The following is a 21,324-nucleotide window of genomic DNA, read 5'->3' as shown; positions in this document are numbered from 1 at the left end:
GATACGACTAATTCGTCGTATTAGCTTGTCGCGCTATGGCGTATAGTTTAATTTGTTTAAGCATAGAAACTAACCCATTAGCTCTGGTAGGAGAAAGGTGTTCTTGCAAACCAATTCTATCAATAAAATCATTGTTTGCAGCGACAATATCTTTAGGAGACTGGTCAGAATAGACCCGTAACAACAAGGCAACAATTCCTTTAGTAAGAATGGCATCGCTGTCCGCAGTAAAAATAAGTTTATCGTTTTCTATTTCTGAATGCAACCATACCTTAGATTGGCACCCTTTAATCAAATTTTCATCCAATTTGTATTGTTCATGGATTAAAGGTAAAGATTTACCCAACTCTATGATATACTCGTAACGCTCCATCCAGTCATCGAACATCAAAAACTCATCAACAATTTCTTCTTGTATTTCTTTAATTGTCATTTTTAAAACTTATTTTTGCACCTTTAAAACGGTATTGCAATTCGTTGCAAAATTACGGTAAAAAAACAAGAAATGGGTAAATTATTAGCGGTTGGAACCGTTGCTTTTGATGCTATTGAAACTCCTTTTGGAAAGACGGATAAGATTTTAGGTGGTTCAGGGACTTTTGTTGGACTTGCAGCATCTCAATTTGGAGTACAAACTGGAGTTGTATCAGTAGTTGGAGGAGATTTTCCACAATCTTACTTGGATATGATGAATGATCGAGGAATAAATACTGATGGAGTTGAAATCATAAAAGAGGGCAAAACATTTTTCTGGAGCGGTAAATATCATAACGATATGAACTCTCGAGATACATTGATTACTGAACTAAATGTTTTGGAAAATTTTGAACCTATTGTACCTGAGGGTTTTAAAAGCTCCGAGATTGTAATGTTAGGTAATTTACACCCTTTAACACAAGCTTCTGTGTTAGATCAAATGAATGAACAACCTAAGTTGGTGGTGTTAGATACCATGAATTTTTGGATGGATATAGCTTTGAATGACTTACATGAAGTACTAAAACGTGTGGATGTGATCACTATTAATGATGAGGAGGCAAGGCAATTGAGTGGAGAGTATTCATTAGTGAATGCTGCTAAAAAGATTCATGACATGGGGCCTAAATATGTAGTAATCAAGAAAGGAGAACATGGAGCTTTGTTATTTAATGAAGGAAAAATGTTTTATGCGCCTGCATTACCATTGGCCGAAGTTTTTGACCCCACTGGAGCAGGAGACACATTTGCAGGAGGTTTCTGTGGATATTTAGCGAAAACAGAAGATGTTTCTTTTGAAAATATGAAGAATGCAATTATTTATGGTTCTAATTTAGCTTCTTTCTGTGTAGAGAAGTTTGGAACACAACGAATGGAAGCACTGCAGAGTGACGAGGTGCAAGAGCGCCTAAGAGCTTTTAAAGAATTAACGCAATTTGATATTGAACTATCATAAATGAAATCCGCACCTAACCGTGCGGATTTTTTATTACAAATAATAAAGAATACAACTAAATGAGTGATGCTCTAAAACACGAATGTGGTATTGCAATGGTACGATTAAAAAAGCCATTACAATTTTATAAGGACAAATACGGAACTGCTTTTTATGGGCTAAATAAAATGTATCTTCTTATGGAGAAACAACATAATAGAGGTCAGGATGGGGCAGGTTTAGCGAGTGTGAAATTCAATGTTAAGCCAGGGAGTCGTTACATAAGCAGGGTCCGTTCGAACAAATCGCAACCTATTCAACATGTATTTAAAAAGATCAATGATAGATTAAATGGAGTTTTCGAAAAGAACCCTAATAAATTAGATGATGTAGCTTGGCAAGAAGAGCACATGCCTTATATAGGGAATTTGTTCTTAGGACATGTTCGCTACGGAACCTTTGGAAAAAATAGCATGGAAAGCGTTCATCCTTTTCTACGTCAAAGCAACTGGAAACATCAAAACTTAATCGTAGCTGGAAACTTTAACATGACCAACTCTATGCAATTGCTCGAAGAATTGATTGAGTTGGGTCAGCATCCTAAAGAGTTTACAGATACGGTAACAGTTATGGAGAAAATAGGACACTTTTTGGAAGAAGAAGTTGCAGATCTATACCTACAAGCAAAGGAAAAAGGGATGTCCAAATTAGAAGCGTCACCATATATAGAGGAGCATTTAGACTTACAAAGGATCTTACAAAGGTCTTCCAAGAATTGGGATGGTGGCTATGCTATGGCAGGTTTATTGGGTCATGGAGATGCTTTCGTTTTAAGAGATCCTTCTGGGATTAGACCTACATATTATTATGAAGATGAAGAGGTGGTGGTAGTGGCTTCGGAAAGACCAGTGATTCAAACGGTATTTAATGTTGATTTACAGGATGTAAAAGAGTTGGATAGAGGACACGCGTTGATCATTAAGAAAAACGGAAGTAGTTCCATTCAACCTGTTCTAGAGCAAAGAGAGAAAAAATCATGTTCATTTGAACGCATTTATTTTTCTAGAGGAAGTGACGCAAGTATCTATGAAGAACGTAAGAACTTAGGAAAATATGTTTTTCCTCAAGTTTTGGAATCTATAAATCATGATATTTCTAACACGGTGTTTTCGTTTATTCCAAACACGGCTGAAACTTCGTTCTATGGAATGACCGAGGCAGCAGAAGATGTATTGAACGAGCAAAAAACAGCGAAAATACTCGCAGGGGGAAAATCATTATCCGCTCAAAAAGTAACAGAGATTTTATCTGAAAGACCTCGTTTTGAAAAAATTGCGATTAAAGATGCGAAACTGAGAACATTTATTGCGGACGACAATAGTAGAGACGACCTTGTTGCACATGTATATGACGTGACCTATGGAGTAGTACAATCTACTGATAATTTGGTTATTATTGACGATAGTATTGTAAGAGGAACTACGTTAAAGAAGAGTATTATAAAGATTCTAGATCGTTTAAACCCAAAGAAAATCGTAGTGGTTTCTTCTGCACCTCAAATTCGTTATCCAGATTGCTATGGAATTGATATGGCAAGAATTGGTGATTTTATTGCATTTAAAGCAGCGTTAGAATTGTTAAGGGAAACCGATCAGTACCATATTGTGGATGAGGTCTATAAAAAGGCGATTAGTCAAAGAGGTCAGGATGATAATTCAATTGTGAATTATGTAAAAGAAATATACGCACCTTTCTCTAGAGAAGAAGTCTCAGCTAAAATTGCTCAAATGCTAAAAACAAAGGAAATTAAGGCAGATGTAGAAGTCATTTATCAGTCTGTTGATAACTTGCACAAGGCGTGTCCAGATAATTTGGGAGACTGGTACTTTACTGGGGATTATCCAACTGATGGAGGACATAGAGTGGTTAACGAAGCCTTCATTAACTTTTATGAAGGAAGTGATAAAAGAGCATATTAGTTTTAACTTGATTACCATTAAATAATCAACTATATTTGAGGGAATCAAAACAAAATTTGTTATGTCAACATCAACAATTATCGTTATAGCAGTTGTAGTCGTAGTCCTATTAATGCTAGTATCACTTTATAATAGACTTGTTAAACTTCGTAATAATCGAGAAAATGCATTTGCAGATATCGACGTGCAATTGAAGCAACGCCACGATTTAATACCACAGTTAGTAGATACGGTAAAAGGTTATATGAAACACGAGGAAAAAGTGTTAACCAATATTACCGCTGCGAGAGCAGGAGCCTTAAATGCATCTACGATTAATGAGAAAATAGCAGCGGAAAATCAATTATCTACTGCTTTAAGCGGACTAAATATTGCTGTTGAAGCGTATCCAGATCTTAAAGCCAGTAGTAATTTTACACAGTTGCAGGAAGAGATCTCGGATGTAGAGAATAAACTATCAGCAGTTAGGAGATTCTTTAACTCTGCTACTAAGGAGTATAATAATGCCGTTCAAACTTTTCCTTCAAATGTTATTGCCGGAATGTTCTCGTTCAAAAAAGAAACCATGTTTGATGTTGGTACAGTAGAAAGAGCAGCACTCGATAAAGCACCCAAGGTTAGTTTTTAATTCATGAAGTACGTTGGGTTACAATCTCAAATAAGTAGTAACAATGTAAAATCTATAGCACTACTTATTGCCTTTCCATTGTTAATGCTAGGACTGGTATGGCTATTCTTTTTCATTTTTAGTTTTTCAACAGCTGAAGAAGGTACAGAAGTTAGTATGCATGCTATTAATAGCAACTTTCTTCGTACGGTTCCCGTGGTAACAATAGTTGTCGGTATTTGGTTTTTAATAGCTTGGTTTTCTCATTCAGCAATTGTTCAACGCGCTACTGGAGCAAAACCGTTAGAACGAAAGAATAACAAAAGAGTTTATAATTTAGTAGAGAACTTGTGTATTTCTAGAGGTATGAAAATGCCAAAAGTATTTGTTATAGAAGATAGCTCATTAAATGCGTATGCCAGTGGTTTAAGTGATAAAACGTTCGCTGTAACACTTTCCAGAGGTATTATAGACAAATTAGATGATGATGAATTAGAAGGTGTAATTGCGCATGAGCTGACTCATATTATCAATCGGGACGTTCGATTATTGATTATATCGATCATCTTTGTAGGGATTTTTGCTTTTTTAACGGAAGCGGTTTTTAGAATGCTGATTTATGGAGGAGGGAAAAGTGACGGTAAAAAAGACGGGAGAGCCCTTATCATTATTATGGTTTTGGCGGTTATAGGAATGGTGCTATCATCATTCTTTCGATTTGCATTATCTAGAAAACGAGAATATTTAGCAGATGCAGGCGCAGCCGAAATGACTAAAAAACCACTCGCTTTAGCAAGCGCATTGAAGAAAGTATCTGAAGATCCATGGATTGAAGCTGTTAAAAAAGAAGCGGTCGCTCAAATGTTTATTGATCATCCGACGAAAAAGAAGGATAGGAATTCTTTTACTACATTTTTTAATAACGCTTTTGCTACGCATCCACCGATTAAGAAACGAATTGAAGTATTAGAACAATTTTAATAAAAAAACCGAAGTATCAATCAACATACTTCGGTTTTTATTGTTGTAAGAGTTGTACTTATTTTCCAGCAGCATACCTGCTTTCAACTTCATTCCAGTTAATTACATTGAAAAATGCTTCAATATAATCTGGACGTCTGTTTTGATAGTTTAAGTAATATGCATGTTCCCAAACGTCAATACCCAAAATTGGTGTTCCGCCGCAAGTCACGCCAGGCATTAACGGATTATCTTGATTAGGAGTTGAGCATACTTCTACTTTCCCTCCGGGATGCACACACAACCATGCCCATCCAGAACCAAACTGCGTTGCAGCAGCTTTAGAAAAGGCATCTTTAAAAGCATCAAAAGAACCGAAAGCTGCGTCAATAGCATCTTTTAATTCTCCAGATAATCTCCCCTTGTCATTTGGGTTCATTACTGACCAAAACAAAGAATGGTTGTAGAAACCTCCACCATTATTACGAACTGCTCCATTACTCATATCCAAGTTCCCTAGAATATCTTCAATAGATTTTCCTTCAAGATCAGTTCCTGCGATCGCTCCGTTTAATTTAGTTGTATATCCGTTGTGATGTTTACCATGGTGTATTTCCATAGTTCTTGCATCTATATTTGGTTCTAATGCATCGTATGCATAGCCTAATTCTGGTAATTCAAAAGCCATATGTATCTGTTTTAAGGTTAATCTTCTTTTTTAAATCACACAAATTTAACCATAAAAAAAAGGGTGTACAAGTAGCTAACGATTTGATAATTTATACTACTATAATTAGAAGTTATAAAAGCTAAAACCCCAAGATGAATTTAGTCTAATGCATAAATGGTTCCGGACTTTAAAAACTCTTCATGAGTAAGTTTGGCTTTTTTGTCTGTATCCGAAGATATCTTCCATGTACCATTTTCTTTGGTTATCATAACATTAAAGGAGGAATAGCCCATTGGTTTAAATGATTTTTCTTCTTTTGCCTTAGTGCTAAATACGTAATACCCGGTTTGATAGACCATGTTTTCACTAGTGGCAGAAGAAATAATAGAAAACTTAATATCAATATCTATATTCATTTTCTTAATTTGTTGAAATAGCTTTCCCAGGTTCTTTAAATAGTCTTCTCCGAATTCTATTTTATTTAGATCAACGGAAACTCTTGTGATATTCGAAGAATGAAGAGATACTAATTTATCAGTATTTAATTCTCTGTAAGACTCCATAAAAGGAATCCAAACATCTTTTTTTATAGAGGCTATAATTTGCTCATCTATTTTGACAAGTTTTTGACCTTGAGAAAAAAGATTGAAAGAAATGAAGAGAAAAGAAAGTATTAGTAAGCGATGGTATAGTGTGCTTCTTTTAGGTGTCATAACTAGTTAGTTGTTTAAATCAAACAAACTAAACGTTTTACGACAAGAAATAGGGTTAAAATTTGTTAACAAGTGTTAACTTACATACTACACCTGTTTGGTAAAAGAATATTTCTTTATTGAGAATTTTTCATAAACTCTTCAGCTTTTTCTACCATATTTTTACTTCCACAAATAAATGGTACACGCTGATGCAATTCCGTTGGTTCTATGTCCATGATTCGAGTATACCCATCGCTGGCCTTTCCATTAGCCTGCTCAGCTAGAAATGCCATAGGGTTACATTCGTATAATAATCGTAGTTTTCCGTTTGAGTTTTTGGAACTTTTAGGATACATATAGATGCCTCCTTTGATCATATTTCTATGAAAATCAGAAACTAAAGAACCAATATATCTACTGGTATAAGGCCTATTTCCTTCTTCTTCCTGACAATATTTGATATAGTTTTTTATTCCTTGCGGAAAGTGAATATAATTTCCCTCATTTACAGAATAGATATTTCCGTCTTCAGGAAATTGCATGTTTGGATGTGATAAATAGTAACTTCCAATAGCAGGATTTAACGTAAAACCATTTACACCATGTCCTGTAGTATATACCAACATAGTAGAAGTTCCATAGACAATATATCCTGCAGCTACCTGTTGATTCCCTTTTTGTAAAAAATCTTCTAATTGCACAGGAGTACCTACTGGTGTTACCCTTCTATACACGGAGAAAATAGTTCCCACAGATACATTTACATCAATATTTGAAGAACCATCTAAAGGATCTATTAATACCACATATTTGTTTTGATGATTTTCATCTTGACTGTTGATAGTAATAAAATCATCTTCCTCTTCACTAGCAATACCACAAACAATATTTCTGTTAGTTAACGTTTGGATAAACTTTTCATTGGCATAAACATCCAATTTTTGCTGATCTTCTCCCTGTATATTTGTGTCTCCTGCGGCACCAATAATGTCTACCAAACCTGCCTTGTTTACTTCGTGATTCACTACTTTGGCAGCCAGCCGTATTGAATTAATAAGCCTCGATAACTCGCCAGAAGTGTATTTAAATGAAGACTGATTCTCAATAATAAATTCACCTAAAGTTTGATTAGTTTTTGCCATAATGCCTACAGAAATTTTGTGGTACAAATATCACATCTTTTTTGCTTTACGACAACGATTTCGTTAACTATTTCTTAAAAGGGTACAGTAGTTTATTTTATATTTGAACTTAATTTTATAAAATGGATTACACAATTAGACTAGCTGTAAAAGAAGACATGGTTGATGTACATCGACTCATAACAGAATTAGCTGTTTTTGAAAAAGAACCAGATGCAGTTGAAGTAAGTGTTGAAGATTTAAAAGAATCAGGTTTTTCGGAAAAACCTGCATTCAAAGTCTATGTAGCTGAAAATGAAAATGTAATTGTAGGCATGGCCTTGTTTTATGAACGTTATTCTACCTGGGTGGGTAGAATCATTCATTTAGAAGATCTAATTGTAACAAAGGCTAGTAGAGGAACAGGGGTTGGAAAAGCTTTATATACTACGCTTTTAGAATATGCCAATAGATTAGGAGTAAAAAGAGTAACTTGGGAAGTGCTGGATTGGAATAAAAATGCAGTTGATTTTTATGAAAGCACTGGGGCGACTATCTTAAAAGAATGGAGAGTCGTCCATATGAAAGAAAAAGGGTTGAAAAAGTTTATAAAAAACTAAATGAGAGTTTTTAAGTTTGGAGGAGCATCGGTAAAAGATGCTAAGAGCATACAAAATGTGGCTGATGTACTGAGGAACGAAGGCACTAACAATGTACTGGTCGTTATCTCAGCAATGGGAAAGATGACCAATGCCTTTGAAAAAGTAGTACATGCATACATTAAAGATAATGGGCTAGAAGATGCATTGGAATATGTATTGAAATTTCATACTAGTATTGCTTACGAATTATTTGCAAGAGATCATTCTATACATGAAAAAGTAACCATGCTTTTTGGAAAACTGTCGGCATTTTTTGCGCAAAATAAAAGCAAAGACTACGATTTTATTTATGATCAAATAGTTTGTTTTGGAGAGTTAATTTCAACAACTATAGTAAGTGCATATTTCTCTGAAATTGGAATTGGAAATAATTGGTTAGATGTCAGAGATTTGATAAGAACGAATAATACGTTCCGTGCCGCCAAAGTGGATTGGGAAACAACAAAGAAAAATATTAATCAGTCTATTAAAAAGGACGAGTTAAACATAGTTCAGGGTTTTATTAGTAGTGATGGAACCAATACGACCACTCTTGGAAGAGAAGGGTCTGACTTTACAGCTGGAATCTTTGCGTATTGTTTAGGTGCTGAAAGTGTCACTATTTGGAAAGATGTAGATGGAGTCTTGAATGCCGACCCTAGAGCGTTTGACGATACTACTTTACTAGAGCAAATTTCATACGAGGAGGCGATTGAAATGGCTTTTTATGGAGCTTCTGTAATACATCCTAAAACAATTAAACCTTTACAGAATCTGGAAATTCCATTGCACGTAAGGTCCTTTGTTAATTATGAGAAACCTGGAACAACGGTGAGTAAGGGAAAATCTATTTATCCCGAAATTCCTTGTTTTATTGTAAAGAAAAACCAAATACTAGTGTCTATTTCATCATTAGACTTCTCTTTTATGGTCGAGAATAATATCAGTCATATTTTTAAGAGACTTGCAGAGTATCAGTTAAAAGTGAATCTGATCCAAAATTCGGCAATTAGCTTTTCAGTATGCGTTGAAGATAATTTTAATAAGTTTCGTCACTTTTTGGAGGAAATGCAGTCGTTATATAAGATAGATTATACGGAAGGTCTTAGTCTTTTTACAATTCGACATTTTAACGAAGAATCAAGAAAGGCCATATTAAAGAGAGGCGTTTCTTTACTCACTCAGATAAATAAAGAAACCTTGCAGATTACAATCAGGGAATAAATGAGAGAACGTTTCTATTTTTTAAGTATGTTTGTATTTATGACAAAATCCCACGAATGAGTTTAGTTACATCTAAAGATATATCTAAAGTATTAAAGGTCGATAAATTCGGTTTCCTTGGAACATTCATAGGATGGATTCTATTAAAGATATTGCGTATCTCAACGATTAATAGAGTTTATAACAAGCATAAAAATAAAAAGGATTCAGAATTCTTAAATTCATTGCTGCAAGAATTTGAGATTGAATTTGAAATTCCTGAAGAAGACTTAAGACGTATTCCTAAATCAGGCTCCTTTATTACGGTTTCTAATCATCCACTTGGAGGAATCGACGGTATTTTATTGTTGAAACTTTTATTAGAACATCGATCCGATTTCAAGATCATCGGAAATTTTTTATTACACAAGATAGATCCACTAAAACCATACGTGATGCCCGTAAACCCTTTTGAAAATCATAAGGACGCAAAATCAAGTATAGTGGGAATTAAGAATGCATTGCAACATTTAAGTGAAGGATACCCACTTGGAATATTTCCGGCTGGAGAAGTTTCTACCTATAAAGATGGAAAGTTAATGGTAGACAAACCTTGGGAAGAGGGAGCTGTAAAGCTTATTAAAAAAGCCCATGTTCCTGTTGTTCCAATCTATTTCCATGCGAAAAATAGTAAGCTGTTTTATATGCTTTCTAGGATGAATGACACGTTACGAACGGCAAAATTGCCTTCAGAATTATTGTCTCAGAAGAACAGAGTGATAAAGGTAAGGATTGGAAAACCTATTTCAGTAACAGATCAAAACCAATACGAAGAGATACCAGCTTTTTCTAATTTTCTCCGTAAAAAAACCTACATGCTAGCGAACCCTTTCGAAAAAACAGGGCAAAAGATATTATCTACGCAGAATTTAAAAATTCCAAAACCTCCCAAAAAGATTACCTCACAGAAAAGTGTTGGTTCATTGATAAAGGAAGTAGATAATCTTAGAAATGGAGAAGGTAGGCTATTGGAAAGTAAAAATTACGAGGTCTTTTTTGCACAGGCAAAAGAGATCCCTAACCTTTTGCACGAGATAGGAAGATTAAGAGAGGTTACTTTTAGAGATGTTGGAGAGGGTACTAATAATGCCATCGATTTAGATAAATTTGATAAGTATTATCATCATTTGTTTTTGTGGGATCGTGTTGCTAACAAACTGGTAGGAGCATATAGAATGGGTCTAGGAAAAGATATCTATAAAAAATACGGTATTACAGGGTTCTATATTCATACACTGTTTCGATTTGAGCCAGAATTGTATTCTATGATGGAGAGTACTATAGAAATGGGTCGAGCATTTATAATTAATGAATATCAACAAAAACCAATGCCTTTATTCTTGCTATGGAAGGGGATTGTGCATGTAACATTGAGGTATCCTGAACATAAATATCTAATGGGTGGAGTGAGTATTAGCAATCAATTCTCGGAATTTTCTAAATCTTTGATGATTGAATTTATGAAATCGCATTACTATGATCCCTATGTGGCCCAATACATTCGACCTAAAAAGGAATTTAAGGTTTCGTTGAAAGATGCTGATAAGGATTTTGTATTTGATGCTGCAAAGGCAGATATGCAAAAATTTGATAAAGTAATTGATGAAATTGAACCAGGAGCACTTAGAATTCCTGTGCTTATTAAAAAATATGTAAAACAGAACGCCAGATTAGTAGCTTTTAATGTAGATCCTAAGTTTAACAATGCTGTAGATGGTTTAATGTATATTAAAGTAGCTGATATTCCAGACAGTACGGTAAAACCAGTAATGGAAGAATTTCAAGCAGAACTGGAAAAAAAGGCTTCGGAAACTCCTGAAAACCCTACCTAAGATTAATTAAAATTACTGAAATAGAACGCTTTAAACCTTTGCAGGTTTGATAAAAAGCCGTAATTTTGCACCCAATTTTTACAGAATTAGATTTTAAATAATGAATATTACAAAAGAAAATGTAGATGCATTAAATGCAGTTGTCAAAGTAGATATCGTTGCAGAAGATTATCAAGAAAAAGTAACGGAAGTATTAAATGACTACAGAAGAAAGGCAAACATTCCAGGCTTTAGAAAAGGACATGTGCCAATGGGGATGGTTAAAAAGCAGTATGGAAAATCGGTAATGATCGATGAAGTAAATAAATTACTTCAAGAATCTTTAAGTAAATTTTTAGTTGAAGAAAAACTAGATATTCTTGGAAATCCATTACCTAAGGTACAAGATGATTTTTCTTGGGATACTGAGACCTTTTCTTTTGAATTCGAATTAGGTTTAGCACCTGAGTTTGATGTAAATCTAACGTCTAAAAAGAAGGTTACTCAATACAACATCGTTGCAGAGGACTCTCTAATAGATAAAGAGGTTGAGAATTTACAATCTCGTTATGGTAAAATGTCAACATTAGAAGAAGTAACTGAAGAAGCTAATGTTACTGGTACTTTTGTAAGTGAAGAAAAGGAAATCAATAAAAAATCGACTGTTTCTTTAAAAGATATTAAAGGAAAAGTGAACTTAAAGAAGTTTGTTGGTAAAAAAGTTGGTGATGTTCTAGAATTAAAAACAAAAGGATTATTTGTAGATGATCATAAACTGATCGGAGCTTTAGGGATTGATCATGATGATGCACATGGACTAGAAATAAAGATATCTTTTACCATCGAAGAAATTACCTCTATTGAATTGGCAGATCTTGACCAAGAATTGTTCGATAAGTTGTTTGCTGATGGTAGCGTAAAAACGGTTACCGAGTTAAGAGATAAGATTAAAGAAGATGCGGAAAAGCAATTCTTACAACAAGCAGATCAACAATTATTAAATGCAGTAACAGAGCATTTAATTGAGAATACAAAGTTTGATCTTCCAGTTGAGTTCTTGCAAAAATGGATTGCTACGGCAGGAGAAAAAGAACTTACAGCAGAAGAGGCTTCAGAAGAATATACCAAGTCTGAAAAAGGATTAAGATATCAGTTAATTCAAGAGAAAATCTTAAGAGATCATGAGATTAAATTGGATTATGCTGAACTAAAGGAGTACGCAAAAGGATTTATTAAAACCCAAATGGCACAGTTTGGAAATATGAACCCAGAAGAGAAAGAACTGGAAGATATTGCAAATCGAATCTTGGCAAATCAAGAGGAGGCGAAAAGATTGCAAGATCAATTACTATCTCAAAAACTATTGACGTTTTACAAAGAAAACATGTCTTTTAAAACGAAGGAAGTTACGTATGAAAACTTTGTAAAAGAAGTCTATAAATAAGGCTTTATAACTTATAGTATAAAACTCCTCTATAGATAGAGGAGTTTTTTGCTTTCTATAGTTACGAGATATTAGTATCTTTACGGTTATAAAAATTTAAAAAATATAGAATGGATCACGGAAAGGAATTCGAAAAATATGCCACCAAACATCATGGAATAAGTAGTGTTTACTACAATCAGTTAACGAGTAGTTTAACACCCTATATCATGGAAGAACGCCAAATGAATATTACACAGATGGATGTTTTTTCGAGGTTAATGATGGATAGAATTATCTTTTTAGGAACGGGTGTTAATGATCAAGTAGCCAATATTATTCAAGCACAATTATTGTTTTTAGAAAGTTTAGATGCTTCTAAGGATATCTCTATTTATATCAATTCCCCTGGAGGAGGTGTTTATGCCGGTTTGGGTATTTATGACACCATGCAGTTTATAAAGCCAAATGTAGCGACAATATGCACGGGAATGGCAGCTTCAATGGGAGCAGTACTAATGTGTGCAGGAGAGAAAGGTAAGCGTTCAGCTTTACCACATTCAAGAATCATGATCCACCAGCCAATGAGCGGTACACAAGGACAGGTATCGGATATGGAAATTGCTGTTAAAGAGACCTTGAAGATTAAAAATGAGTTATACGAAATTCTTGCAAAGCATAGCGGAAAGACATTTGATCAAATTCACGAAGACTCAGATAGAGACTATTGGATGACCGCAACGGAAGCTAAAGAATATGGAATGATTGATGAGGTCTTAACAAGAAAATAATCAAAAACTAACGTAATGTCAAAAGAAGAAAATTTAGAATGTTCGTTTTGTGGGCGAAAAAAAGCAGAGACAGATCTTCTGATCGCTGGTTTGGACGCTCATATATGCGATAAATGTATAGAACAGGCGCATGGCATTGTAGAGGAAGAAATAGCAGATGCTAAAACAGGAAGTCTTAGCAAAGAACTAATATTAAAGAAACCTCTTGAGATCAAAGAATTTTTGGACCAATATGTAATTGGTCAAGAGGAAACGAAAAGAGCAATGTCTGTCGCGGTTTATAACCACTATAAGAGGTTGCTTCAGACAAAGGATGATGAAAATGACGTAGAGATCGAAAAAAGTAATATTGTCCTTGTAGGGGAGACCGGAACAGGAAAAACGTTAATCGCAAGAAGTATTGCTAAAATGTTGAATGTTCCGTTTTCAATTGTTGATGCTACAGTATTAACACAGGCAGGTTACGTGGGGGAAGATGTAGAAAGTATATTAAGTCGTTTGTTACAGGCCGCTGATTATGACCTGGAGAAAGCAGAACGAGGTATAGTTTTTATAGATGAGATCGATAAGATTGCTAGAAAAGGAGATAACCCTTCTATTACCAGAGATGTTTCCGGGGAAGGGGTGCAGCAAGCATTGTTAAAGTTGTTAGAAGGAGCAGTTGTAAATGTTGCACCTAAAGGAGGTAGAAAGCATCCGGAGCAAAAATTTATTGAAGTCAACACAAAAAACATATTATTTATTGCAGGAGGAGCTTTTTCTGGAATAGATAGAATTATCAGTAAGCGTTTGAATATGCAGGCAGTTGGATATAGCGCTTCAATAGATGAGGATAAGATAGATGAAGAAAACTTGTTACAATACATTATTCCGTCTGACTTAAAATCGTTTGGGTTGATTCCAGAAATTATAGGACGCTTGCCTGTATTGAGTTACATGAATCCATTAGACGCTAAAACACTAAGAGCTATCCTAACGGAGCCTAAAAATTCAATTATCAAGCAGTATGCAAAGTTGTTTGAGATGGACGAAGTGAGATTTACTATCAATGACGAAGCTTTGCAGTATATTGTAGATAAAGCAGTCGAATATAAGCTAGGAGCTCGTGGTCTTCGCTCTTTATGTGAGGCAATTTTTACAGATGCAATGTTTGAATTACCAAGTTCAGATGAAAAGGAATTTGTTGTAACCAAGGAATATGCAGAAGCAAAATTGACCAAAACTACATTGAAAAAATTAAGAGCTGCATCTTAATTTTATGATTAGCAGAACTACCATAGATCGTGTTTTCGAAACCGCTCGAGTAGAGGAGGTTATTGGTGAGTTTGTGCAACTAAAAAAAGCAGGAAGTAATTTTAAAGGATTAAGCCCCTTTACGGACGAAAAAACACCTTCTTTTATGGTGTCTCCGGTAAAGCAAATATGGAAGGATTTCAGCACAGGAAAAGGAGGTAATTCTGTATCCTTTTTAATGGAACATGAGCACTACTCATATCCTGAAGCCATAAGATACCTTGCTAAAAAGTACAATATTGAAATTGAGGAAACGGAGCAAACAGATGAGCAAAAAGAACAGCTCAACGAGCGCGAGAGTATGTTCTTAGTTTCAAAATTTGCTAAAGATTATTTTCATGATATCCTTTTAAATTCCGATCAAGGAAAAGCAATCGGACTAAGTTATTTTAAAGAAAGAGGATTTAGGGAAGAGACCATCTCAAAGTTTGAATTAGGGTATGCGATAGATGAATGGGATGCTTTTACAAAACAAGCTTTAAAAAAAGGGTATGACCTCAAGTACCTAGAAAAAACAGGACTAACTATTGTTAAAGAGAATAAGCAATTCGATCGTTTTAAAGGTCGTGTGTTGTTTCCAATACATAGTATGTCGGGTAGAATCTTGGGGTTTGGAGGTCGTATCTTAACCAATGATAAAAAAGCGGCTAAATATCTGAACTCTCCAGAAAGTGATATTTACCATAAAAGTAAGATTCTGTATGGGATTTATCATGCCAAAAAAGAAATAGCTAAACAAGACAATTGCTTCTTGGTAGAAGGGTATACAGATGTTATTTCATTTCACCAATCTAATATAGAGAATGTAGTAGCTTCGTCTGGTACAGCACTAACATCCGATCAAATTAGGCTAGTAAATAGATTAACCAAGAATATAACTGTGCTATTTGATGGAGATGCAGCAGGGATTAGAGCTTCCATTCGAGGAATAGATTTAATCCTCGAACAAGGAATGAACGTAAAAGTAGTTACTTTTCCTGAAGGGGAAGACCCAGATAGTTTCGCGAAATCTCATTCTGATTCAGAATTAAAAGAATACTTGGCTAATAATGCTCAGGATTTCATCAATTTTAAAGTGTCTCTATTGATGGAGAGTGCTCAGAATGACCCGGTCAAAAAAGCAGGACTAATACGTGACATAGTATCTAGTATTTCCAAAATTCCTGACAGCATTCAAAGAGAGGTGTATGTTCAGGAATGTGCCAGAATCATGGAAATATCGGAAAGAGTACTGTTTAGTGAGCTTGCTCAATTGGTTTCGAAAACCAGTAAAGAAGAAGCAAAAAAACATTACGAAAAACAAAAATCTTTCGAGGTTGTTAAAAGACAAAAGGAACAGCTTGAAGAGATAGATTCGCTATATCTATTGGAGAGAGAGATAATTAGGATTTTGTTGTTGTATGGGAATAATGAGGCTGATTTTGTAGATTGGATAGAGGCTGAAGATGAGGAAGGAAATATTAGTTTGGAAAAGGAAAAATATACGAATCAGATTTCTAAAGAATTATACTTGAATTTACAAGATGATGAGATTGAGTTTACGAACTCACTGTTTAAAGCAATCTATTACGACATCATTCATCAGCTTAATCAAGCAGATAAAATAGAGACAGATTATTTTATCAACCATGAGAATAAAGAGATAACATCCATGGTCACCGAAATTTTAATGGATGATGAGAAGTATGCTTTAAGTGATTGGGAACGAAAAAATATCTTTGTTACTGAAGCAAAGGAAATTTTACCAAAATTGGTTACCGATTCAATTTTAAACTTAAGGAGAGTCTTGATAGATAAGAAAATCAAGGACCTTATTAAAGATACCCAAGAGCAAAAAGCGGAAATAATCGACTTGGAATTGATCAATAGTTATATTGGTTTAAAGAAAAAATTGTACGAAAAATTGCTTAGAGTAGTGTAGGGAAAAATGCTTGTATTTTGTTATATTAGTGTGTTGTAGAAACAATACTACTAATTGATTAGAAATTGTGGCGGCTTGTTACAAAGACGGATATGACTTCTCATCTTGGTTAATTGTAGTAAATTTGTATAATTAAATACCCTTAGAGTCATGAAAAAGATCCTAACTTTGGCGAAAGCCATGGTACTTATGCTATTTATCCCATTGGAAATATCTAAGTGCCAAAGAAAAAGAGCAAGAATGAAAGTGAAAAAAATGCTCTTTAGTGCAAGGCTATTTTAAGCCTAAGCCTCCCGGAATTTTACATATTGGAATAGGCAACATTTTATGCTGATTCATTTTATTGAGACGAATATAAATTTCATATACTTGTTTTTGACGTCCGAAAAAATCATCTGCAGATTTGTTAAGGTCCTGCATGCTCATTGCCCACTCTAACTCATCGTATGATGCACCTATTTGATCTTCATCAGTTCGATTGTCTCCCCATAAACCATCTGTAGGTGCCGCAATCTGTATTTCTTGATTCACACCAAGGTGTTTGGCTATTTCATAGACTTCGGATTTCATCAGATCCGCAATAGGACTAAGATCAACCCCACCATCACCATACTTCGTGTAAAAACCAACACCAAAATCTTCTACTTTATTACCAGTTCCAGCAACTAAACGCCCTTCTAATCCAGCAAAATAATACAACGTGGTCATTCGTAATCTTGCTCGTGTATTTGCTAAGGCCATAAACCTACTTTCCTCATTGTCTACAGGAGGCAAGGAAGTTAGTAAACTATCGAATACCGGTGTTAGATCTACACTTAAAGAAGTCGTCTTTTCATAATTTTTCTCTAACCATTTTATATGATTTAGAGCCCTGCTAACCTGATTTCTTGCTTGGTGAATGGGCATTTCCAAGCACAATGTTGGGAACCCCGTTTTCGCACATAATGTAGAAGTTACAGCAGAATCGATTCCGCCAGATATACCTATTACAAAACCCTTGACATTTGCGTTGGTTGCGTATTCTTTTAACCAATTTACAATATAATCTATAACCTTTTGGGTATCCATTGACAAACTAATTTAGTATTTTTGACGTTTTAAAAACTAGAGCTAAGATACAAAAGCAGATGCGAAGTTATATGGCAATTTTTTTTATGATCACACTGCTGTTTTCATGTAAAAATGAGACGGTTTCAGTTGTAGATGTTTCCCATATAAATGTGGAAATAGGTGTACAAAGATTCGAGGTGGATTTCTATAACACTACGAAGAAAACTTTAAGTGACACAAAAGAAAAGTACCCCATGTTTTTTCCGGCAAATACGTCAGACTCCCTTTGGTTAAAAAAGATATCGGATAGAGATGAGAGAGAATTATACCAAGAAACGCTTAAAAAATATGTAAGCCTAGAATCTCTGGAAGAACAATTAACCTCGTTGTTTAAACATATAAAATACTATAATAAAAGCTTTGTAGTGCCTAAGATAACAACTGTTATTAGTAATATTGATTATGATTATAGAATTATCTACAATAAAGCCTCTTTGATTATCTCACTCGATTGTTATCTAGGGAGTGAGCACCCTTTTTATGGGGATTATCCAAGGTATATCAGAGAAAATAATACAGAAGATCATATTGTAGTTGATGTTGCAGAAAAGATTGTTTCTAGACAGTTGTCTCCGCATGCTAACGATCGTAGCTTTTTGGGCAAAATGATCGAAGAAGGAAAAAAAATGTATGTATTAGATAGGTATTTACCAACAGTTTCCGATAGGGAAAAAATAGGGTACCCTAGAGATAAGTATGAATGGGCAGCAGACAATGAAGAGCAAGTGTGGAAATACTTTTTAGGTAAGAATTTATTATACAGCACAGACACTAAATTAAATAAGCAATTCTTAGATAATGCACCTTTTTCTAAGTTCTACTTATCGCAGGATAACTTATCCCCAGGTAGAATTGGCGTATTTATGGGATGGCAAATAGTTAGGTCATTTATGAAGAATAATGATGTAACCTTGCAAGAATTATTACAAATAAAACCACAAGACTTATTTTTAAGATCAAAATATAAACCGAACAGATAATGGCGAAGCACACTTCTAAAATAAACTTTACAGTAGGATTAGATGAGAATAGAATACCAGAAGATATCTCCTGGTCAGCTAAGGACGGAGGCGTAGATTCCGCTACTTCTAAGGCGATTATGATATCTGTATGGGATCATATTCAGAAAGATACATTACGAATGGATCTTTGGACAAAAGATATGCCAGTAGATGAAATGAAGCAATTTTTTCACCAAACATTGGTATCTATGGCTGACACCTTTGAACGAGCGACTAACGACGATAAAATGAGTGCCACAATGCGAGATTTTTGTGATTATTTTGCGGAAAAACTAGAACTTAATAAGAAGTAACAGAGGTTCCTTTTTTGATTTTCCATTGTTCTTTGAAAGCTTTTTATTACTTTTAGCTCGTTTTTAACCCCTAAACCCCCTATAATGAAAACGCTAAAAGTCTTTAGTGCGCTCGCACTTTTTTCAATACTATTTATTTCTTGTAGTCAAAGCAATAATGCTGGAGCTGTTTATTATTCAAATAATAGCTTATCGGAAAAGATTGTAATTTCAACGGTACAACAAAATGCCGGGAATGTTTTTACAAGTAAGAATGTTAATCTAAAGCTAGCATCTTCCCCATTTTTTAACGAACATCTTAACAATCTAGAACTCATAGATGTTATTAATGTATCATATGCAATTAATGATGTGTCGATAGACGTATCCACTGCAACCATTAAGATTGGTGATATGGTATTGCCTAATTTTGACGTGAGCTCGGGAACAACAATTCAAATTAGTGATTCGGGATTAATAAGTACGATTGCATCAATATTACAGGAAGAAGGTCAAATTACTTTTTCTTTCGAAAATAATTTTGCTTCACAAGTCGATTTAGAAATAGATGTTTCTATTGAGGTGCGAGGAACTTTCGTGAATTAATAAAAAAGGGAGCTTATAAGCTCCCTTTTTTTATTCTGACACAATTAATTCTTGTCCAATAACTAAACTATTATCCTTTAGATTATTAAGTCTTTTAAGGGCTTCTACTGAGATACCATATTTCTTAGAAATAGAAAATAATGTGTCCCCTTTTTTCACAACATACTTATTACCGTTATCGTTTTCATTAACTTTAACCGGAGTATCTAAGGTGTCATTTTCAGAAATTGGGTTTATCTCAACTCTTCTGTTTAATTGTCTTCCATCAGGAGTTTCATTACTATATCTAGGTCTTGACTCTCCATAGCCCTTAAATGATAAGCGTTTACCATTAACACCATTTCTCATGAGGTATTTTCTAACGGCATCTGCTCTTTTTTGAGATAAATATAAATTATACTTAGCTTTATCCCTATTATCCGTGTGTCCTTCTATTTTGAAGTCAACTTCAGGGATTTCAATCATTAGTTTTGCAATCTTGTCTAAAACTACTTTCGAGTCGGCCGTAATAAAGAACTTGCCGGTAGCGAAATAAATATTAGCAGAAAGATTACTGATATTTTTTATGATATTATTTTTCTTGGGCTCTTCTTTTGGTTTTTCAGGACACCCTTTAGTTTCTTTAGGACCTGGCTCATTAGGGCATAGGTCTTCATGGTCAAAAATCCCGTCATTGTCAGAATCTTTCAATATAGGACATCCTTTATTCTCGATAGGTCCAGGTTTTAGAGGACATTCATCTTTATAATCTGGTAAGCCATCTGCATCTGCATCGACTGCTTGTCCATTACCATATACTTTAACTCCTTTTGGTGTGTTAGGTTCAATATCTAATTGATCCATAACTCCGTCACCATCCGTATCAACAATTTTGAACTTGTTTGTAGTTGTCTTCGGAGTATCTCCCCATATAGTAAATACCTTTCTTTTACCAAGTTTTACCGTAAGCCCTACACTTGATACAAAGAAGGTTTCCCAATCCTGTTTGTTAGAGATAGTAGCATCTAAATGATCTTCATAATTGAAATATATTCCTGTTCTAAATTCAAGATCTACTCGTTTACTAATTCTACGTTTGATACCCAATTGAGCCGATAAATAAATCGAGCTCGCTTGATTTACACTATTCCTGGCAGGGTTGAATCCAAAATCGACCAAAGGTGTATTTGTACCATCTAGCTCTTTTCTGAATAATTGTGAGTCATATTGATGATACCCAACACCAAAATATCCTGCAGAATGCCATTTGGTAGCATTCGTTACATATAAGTTAGTAAAGCTAAAGATCAGATTTAATTCTGCTCCATATGCAGTTCCTTCAAAGAACAAGCGATCATCAATCACTGTATTAGGAACATATAGGACACTATAGATATTAGAAAAATACTGAGCACCACCTGATATTTTAGAATAGTTAACTCTAAATTCTAATCCTAATAAAGGGTTAAACATTTTGTCTACATAGGCGTAGCCTCCAAAATTCCAAAAATTCCCGAGTTCTCCTGTTCCAATAGAGCGCAAATCCCCGTGCATAATGAAGTTGCTGAATCCAGCACCCACAGCCCAAGTGTTACTATTGTCTAAATTTATACTTTTTCTATATGTGTATTCATCAGTGGTAAATTGCCCAAAGGCATCAACGGAAAGAAACGTTGTAAATAAAACGACTAAAAAAATTCTCCTCATGGTAACCATTAAAACTAAATCTAACTTATTGGGGGAATAATT

The 21,324-nt window shown here is 34.6% G+C and carries 20 protein-coding genes; 14 read left to right on the top strand and 6 right to left on the bottom strand.

The features are described from left to right. Positions 1 to 7: 7 nt before the first annotated feature. On the bottom strand, positions 8 to 433 hold the full coding sequence (locus RQM59_RS09130) for a SufE family protein (protein ID WP_349241800.1): 426 nt from the start codon (positions 431 to 433) through the stop codon (positions 8 to 10). Positions 434 to 505: 72 nt separating this feature from the next. Between RQM59_RS09130 and RQM59_RS09125 the strand changes: the two genes are divergently transcribed. From RQM59_RS09125 to RQM59_RS09110, 4 genes are all read left to right on the top strand, one after another. After that, a complete protein-coding gene (locus RQM59_RS09125) occupies positions 506 to 1,432 on the top strand; it encodes a PfkB family carbohydrate kinase (RefSeq protein ID WP_349241799.1) in 927 nt (308 codons plus the stop codon). A 59-nt stretch (positions 1,433 to 1,491) separates the two neighbouring features. Then, positions 1,492 to 3,390, top strand: coding sequence for an amidophosphoribosyltransferase (locus RQM59_RS09120; RefSeq protein ID WP_349241798.1), 1,899 nt, complete (start codon positions 1,492 to 1,494; stop codon positions 3,388 to 3,390). A 61-nt stretch (positions 3,391 to 3,451) separates the two neighbouring features. After that, a complete protein-coding gene (locus RQM59_RS09115; RefSeq protein WP_349241797.1) occupies positions 3,452 to 4,018 on the top strand; it encodes a LemA family protein in 567 nt (188 codons plus the stop codon). Between the two features lie 3 nt (positions 4,019 to 4,021). Next, entirely contained in the window at positions 4,022 to 4,978 is a 957-nt protein-coding gene (locus RQM59_RS09110) for a M48 family metallopeptidase (RefSeq protein ID WP_349241796.1), read from the top strand. Between the two features lie 58 nt (positions 4,979 to 5,036). Here RQM59_RS09110 and RQM59_RS09105 read toward each other — a convergent pair whose 3' ends face one another. The 3 genes from RQM59_RS09105 to fbp form a co-directional block, all read right to left on the bottom strand. Further along, positions 5,037 to 5,645, bottom strand: a complete 609-nt coding sequence (locus RQM59_RS09105; protein WP_349241795.1) for a superoxide dismutase — start codon at positions 5,643 to 5,645, stop codon at positions 5,037 to 5,039. A 140-nt stretch (positions 5,646 to 5,785) separates the two neighbouring features. Continuing rightward, a complete protein-coding gene (locus RQM59_RS09100) occupies positions 5,786 to 6,340 on the bottom strand; it encodes a hypothetical protein (RefSeq protein WP_349241794.1) in 555 nt (184 codons plus the stop codon). Between the two features lie 116 nt (positions 6,341 to 6,456). After that, positions 6,457 to 7,464 carry a class 1 fructose-bisphosphatase gene (fbp, locus tag RQM59_RS09095; protein ID WP_349241793.1) on the bottom strand — a complete coding sequence of 336 codons (1,008 nt, stop codon included), beginning with the start codon at positions 7,462 to 7,464 and terminating at the stop codon, positions 6,457 to 6,459. Between the two features lie 122 nt (positions 7,465 to 7,586). Between fbp and RQM59_RS09090 the strand changes: the two genes are divergently transcribed. The 7 genes from RQM59_RS09090 to dnaG all read left to right on the top strand — a co-directional run bounded on the left by RQM59_RS09090 (position 7,587) and on the right by dnaG (position 16,586). Next, positions 7,587 to 8,063, top strand: coding sequence for a GNAT family N-acetyltransferase (locus RQM59_RS09090; RefSeq protein WP_349241792.1), 477 nt, complete (start codon positions 7,587 to 7,589; stop codon positions 8,061 to 8,063). Beyond that, the gene (locus tag RQM59_RS09085; RefSeq protein WP_349241791.1) at positions 8,064 to 9,308 is read left to right on the top strand and encodes an aspartate kinase; all 1,245 of its coding nucleotides are present in this window, start codon (positions 8,064 to 8,066) and stop codon (positions 9,306 to 9,308) included. Between the two features lie 56 nt (positions 9,309 to 9,364). Further along, positions 9,365 to 11,179: a GNAT family N-acyltransferase gene (locus RQM59_RS09080; RefSeq protein ID WP_349241790.1), complete on the top strand. Its 1,815-nt coding sequence runs from the start codon at positions 9,365 to 9,367 to the stop codon at positions 11,177 to 11,179. 100 nt (positions 11,180 to 11,279) lie between these two features. After that, positions 11,280 to 12,602 (top strand): trigger factor, encoded by a 1,323-nt coding sequence (tig, locus tag RQM59_RS09075; protein ID WP_349241789.1) that lies wholly within the window; start codon positions 11,280 to 11,282, stop codon positions 12,600 to 12,602. Positions 12,603 to 12,712: 110 nt separating this feature from the next. Beyond that, complete coding sequence (gene clpP / locus RQM59_RS09070) at positions 12,713 to 13,372, top strand: ATP-dependent Clp endopeptidase proteolytic subunit ClpP (RefSeq protein WP_349241788.1); 660 nt, start codon at positions 12,713 to 12,715, stop codon at positions 13,370 to 13,372. 15 nt (positions 13,373 to 13,387) lie between these two features. Then, complete coding sequence (gene clpX, locus RQM59_RS09065) at positions 13,388 to 14,626, top strand: ATP-dependent Clp protease ATP-binding subunit ClpX (RefSeq protein WP_349241787.1); 1,239 nt, start codon at positions 13,388 to 13,390, stop codon at positions 14,624 to 14,626. A 4-nt stretch (positions 14,627 to 14,630) separates the two neighbouring features. Next, positions 14,631 to 16,586, top strand: coding sequence for a DNA primase (gene dnaG, locus RQM59_RS09060; protein ID WP_349241786.1), 1,956 nt, complete (start codon positions 14,631 to 14,633; stop codon positions 16,584 to 16,586). 273 nt (positions 16,587 to 16,859) lie between these two features. On the opposite strand, the gene nadE is transcribed toward dnaG, so the two are convergent. After that, complete coding sequence (nadE, locus tag RQM59_RS09055) at positions 16,860 to 17,654, bottom strand: NAD(+) synthase (RefSeq protein WP_349241785.1); 795 nt, start codon at positions 17,652 to 17,654, stop codon at positions 16,860 to 16,862. A 59-nt stretch (positions 17,655 to 17,713) separates the two neighbouring features. On the opposite strand from nadE, the gene gldB reads away from it, so the two are divergent. The 3 genes from gldB (at position 17,714) to RQM59_RS09040 (ending at position 19,596) form a co-directional block, all read left to right on the top strand. Next, positions 17,714 to 18,676 (top strand): gliding motility lipoprotein GldB, encoded by a 963-nt coding sequence (gene gldB / locus RQM59_RS09050; protein ID WP_489752642.1) that lies wholly within the window; start codon positions 17,714 to 17,716, stop codon positions 18,674 to 18,676. Beyond that, on the top strand, positions 18,676 to 19,011 hold the full coding sequence (gene gldC, locus RQM59_RS09045; RefSeq protein ID WP_349241783.1) for a gliding motility protein GldC: 336 nt from the start codon (positions 18,676 to 18,678) through the stop codon (positions 19,009 to 19,011). The genes gldB and gldC overlap by 1 nt, the downstream gene beginning before the upstream one ends. Positions 19,012 to 19,095: 84 nt before the next feature. Further along, a complete protein-coding gene (locus RQM59_RS09040) occupies positions 19,096 to 19,596 on the top strand; it encodes a hypothetical protein (protein WP_349241782.1) in 501 nt (166 codons plus the stop codon). 30 nt (positions 19,597 to 19,626) lie between these two features. Here RQM59_RS09040 and RQM59_RS09035 read toward each other — a convergent pair whose 3' ends face one another. Then, positions 19,627 to 21,282 (bottom strand): OmpA family protein, encoded by a 1,656-nt coding sequence (locus RQM59_RS09035; protein WP_349241781.1) that lies wholly within the window; start codon positions 21,280 to 21,282, stop codon positions 19,627 to 19,629. Positions 21,283 to 21,324: the final 42 nt, after the last annotated feature.

Origin of the sequence: Asprobacillus argus, from assembly GCF_032248395.1 — a bacterium.
Taxonomy (GTDB): Bacteria; Bacteroidota; Bacteroidia; order Flavobacteriales; family Flavobacteriaceae; genus Polaribacter; species Polaribacter argus.
This window is presented reverse-complemented; position numbering and strand designations above follow the sequence as displayed.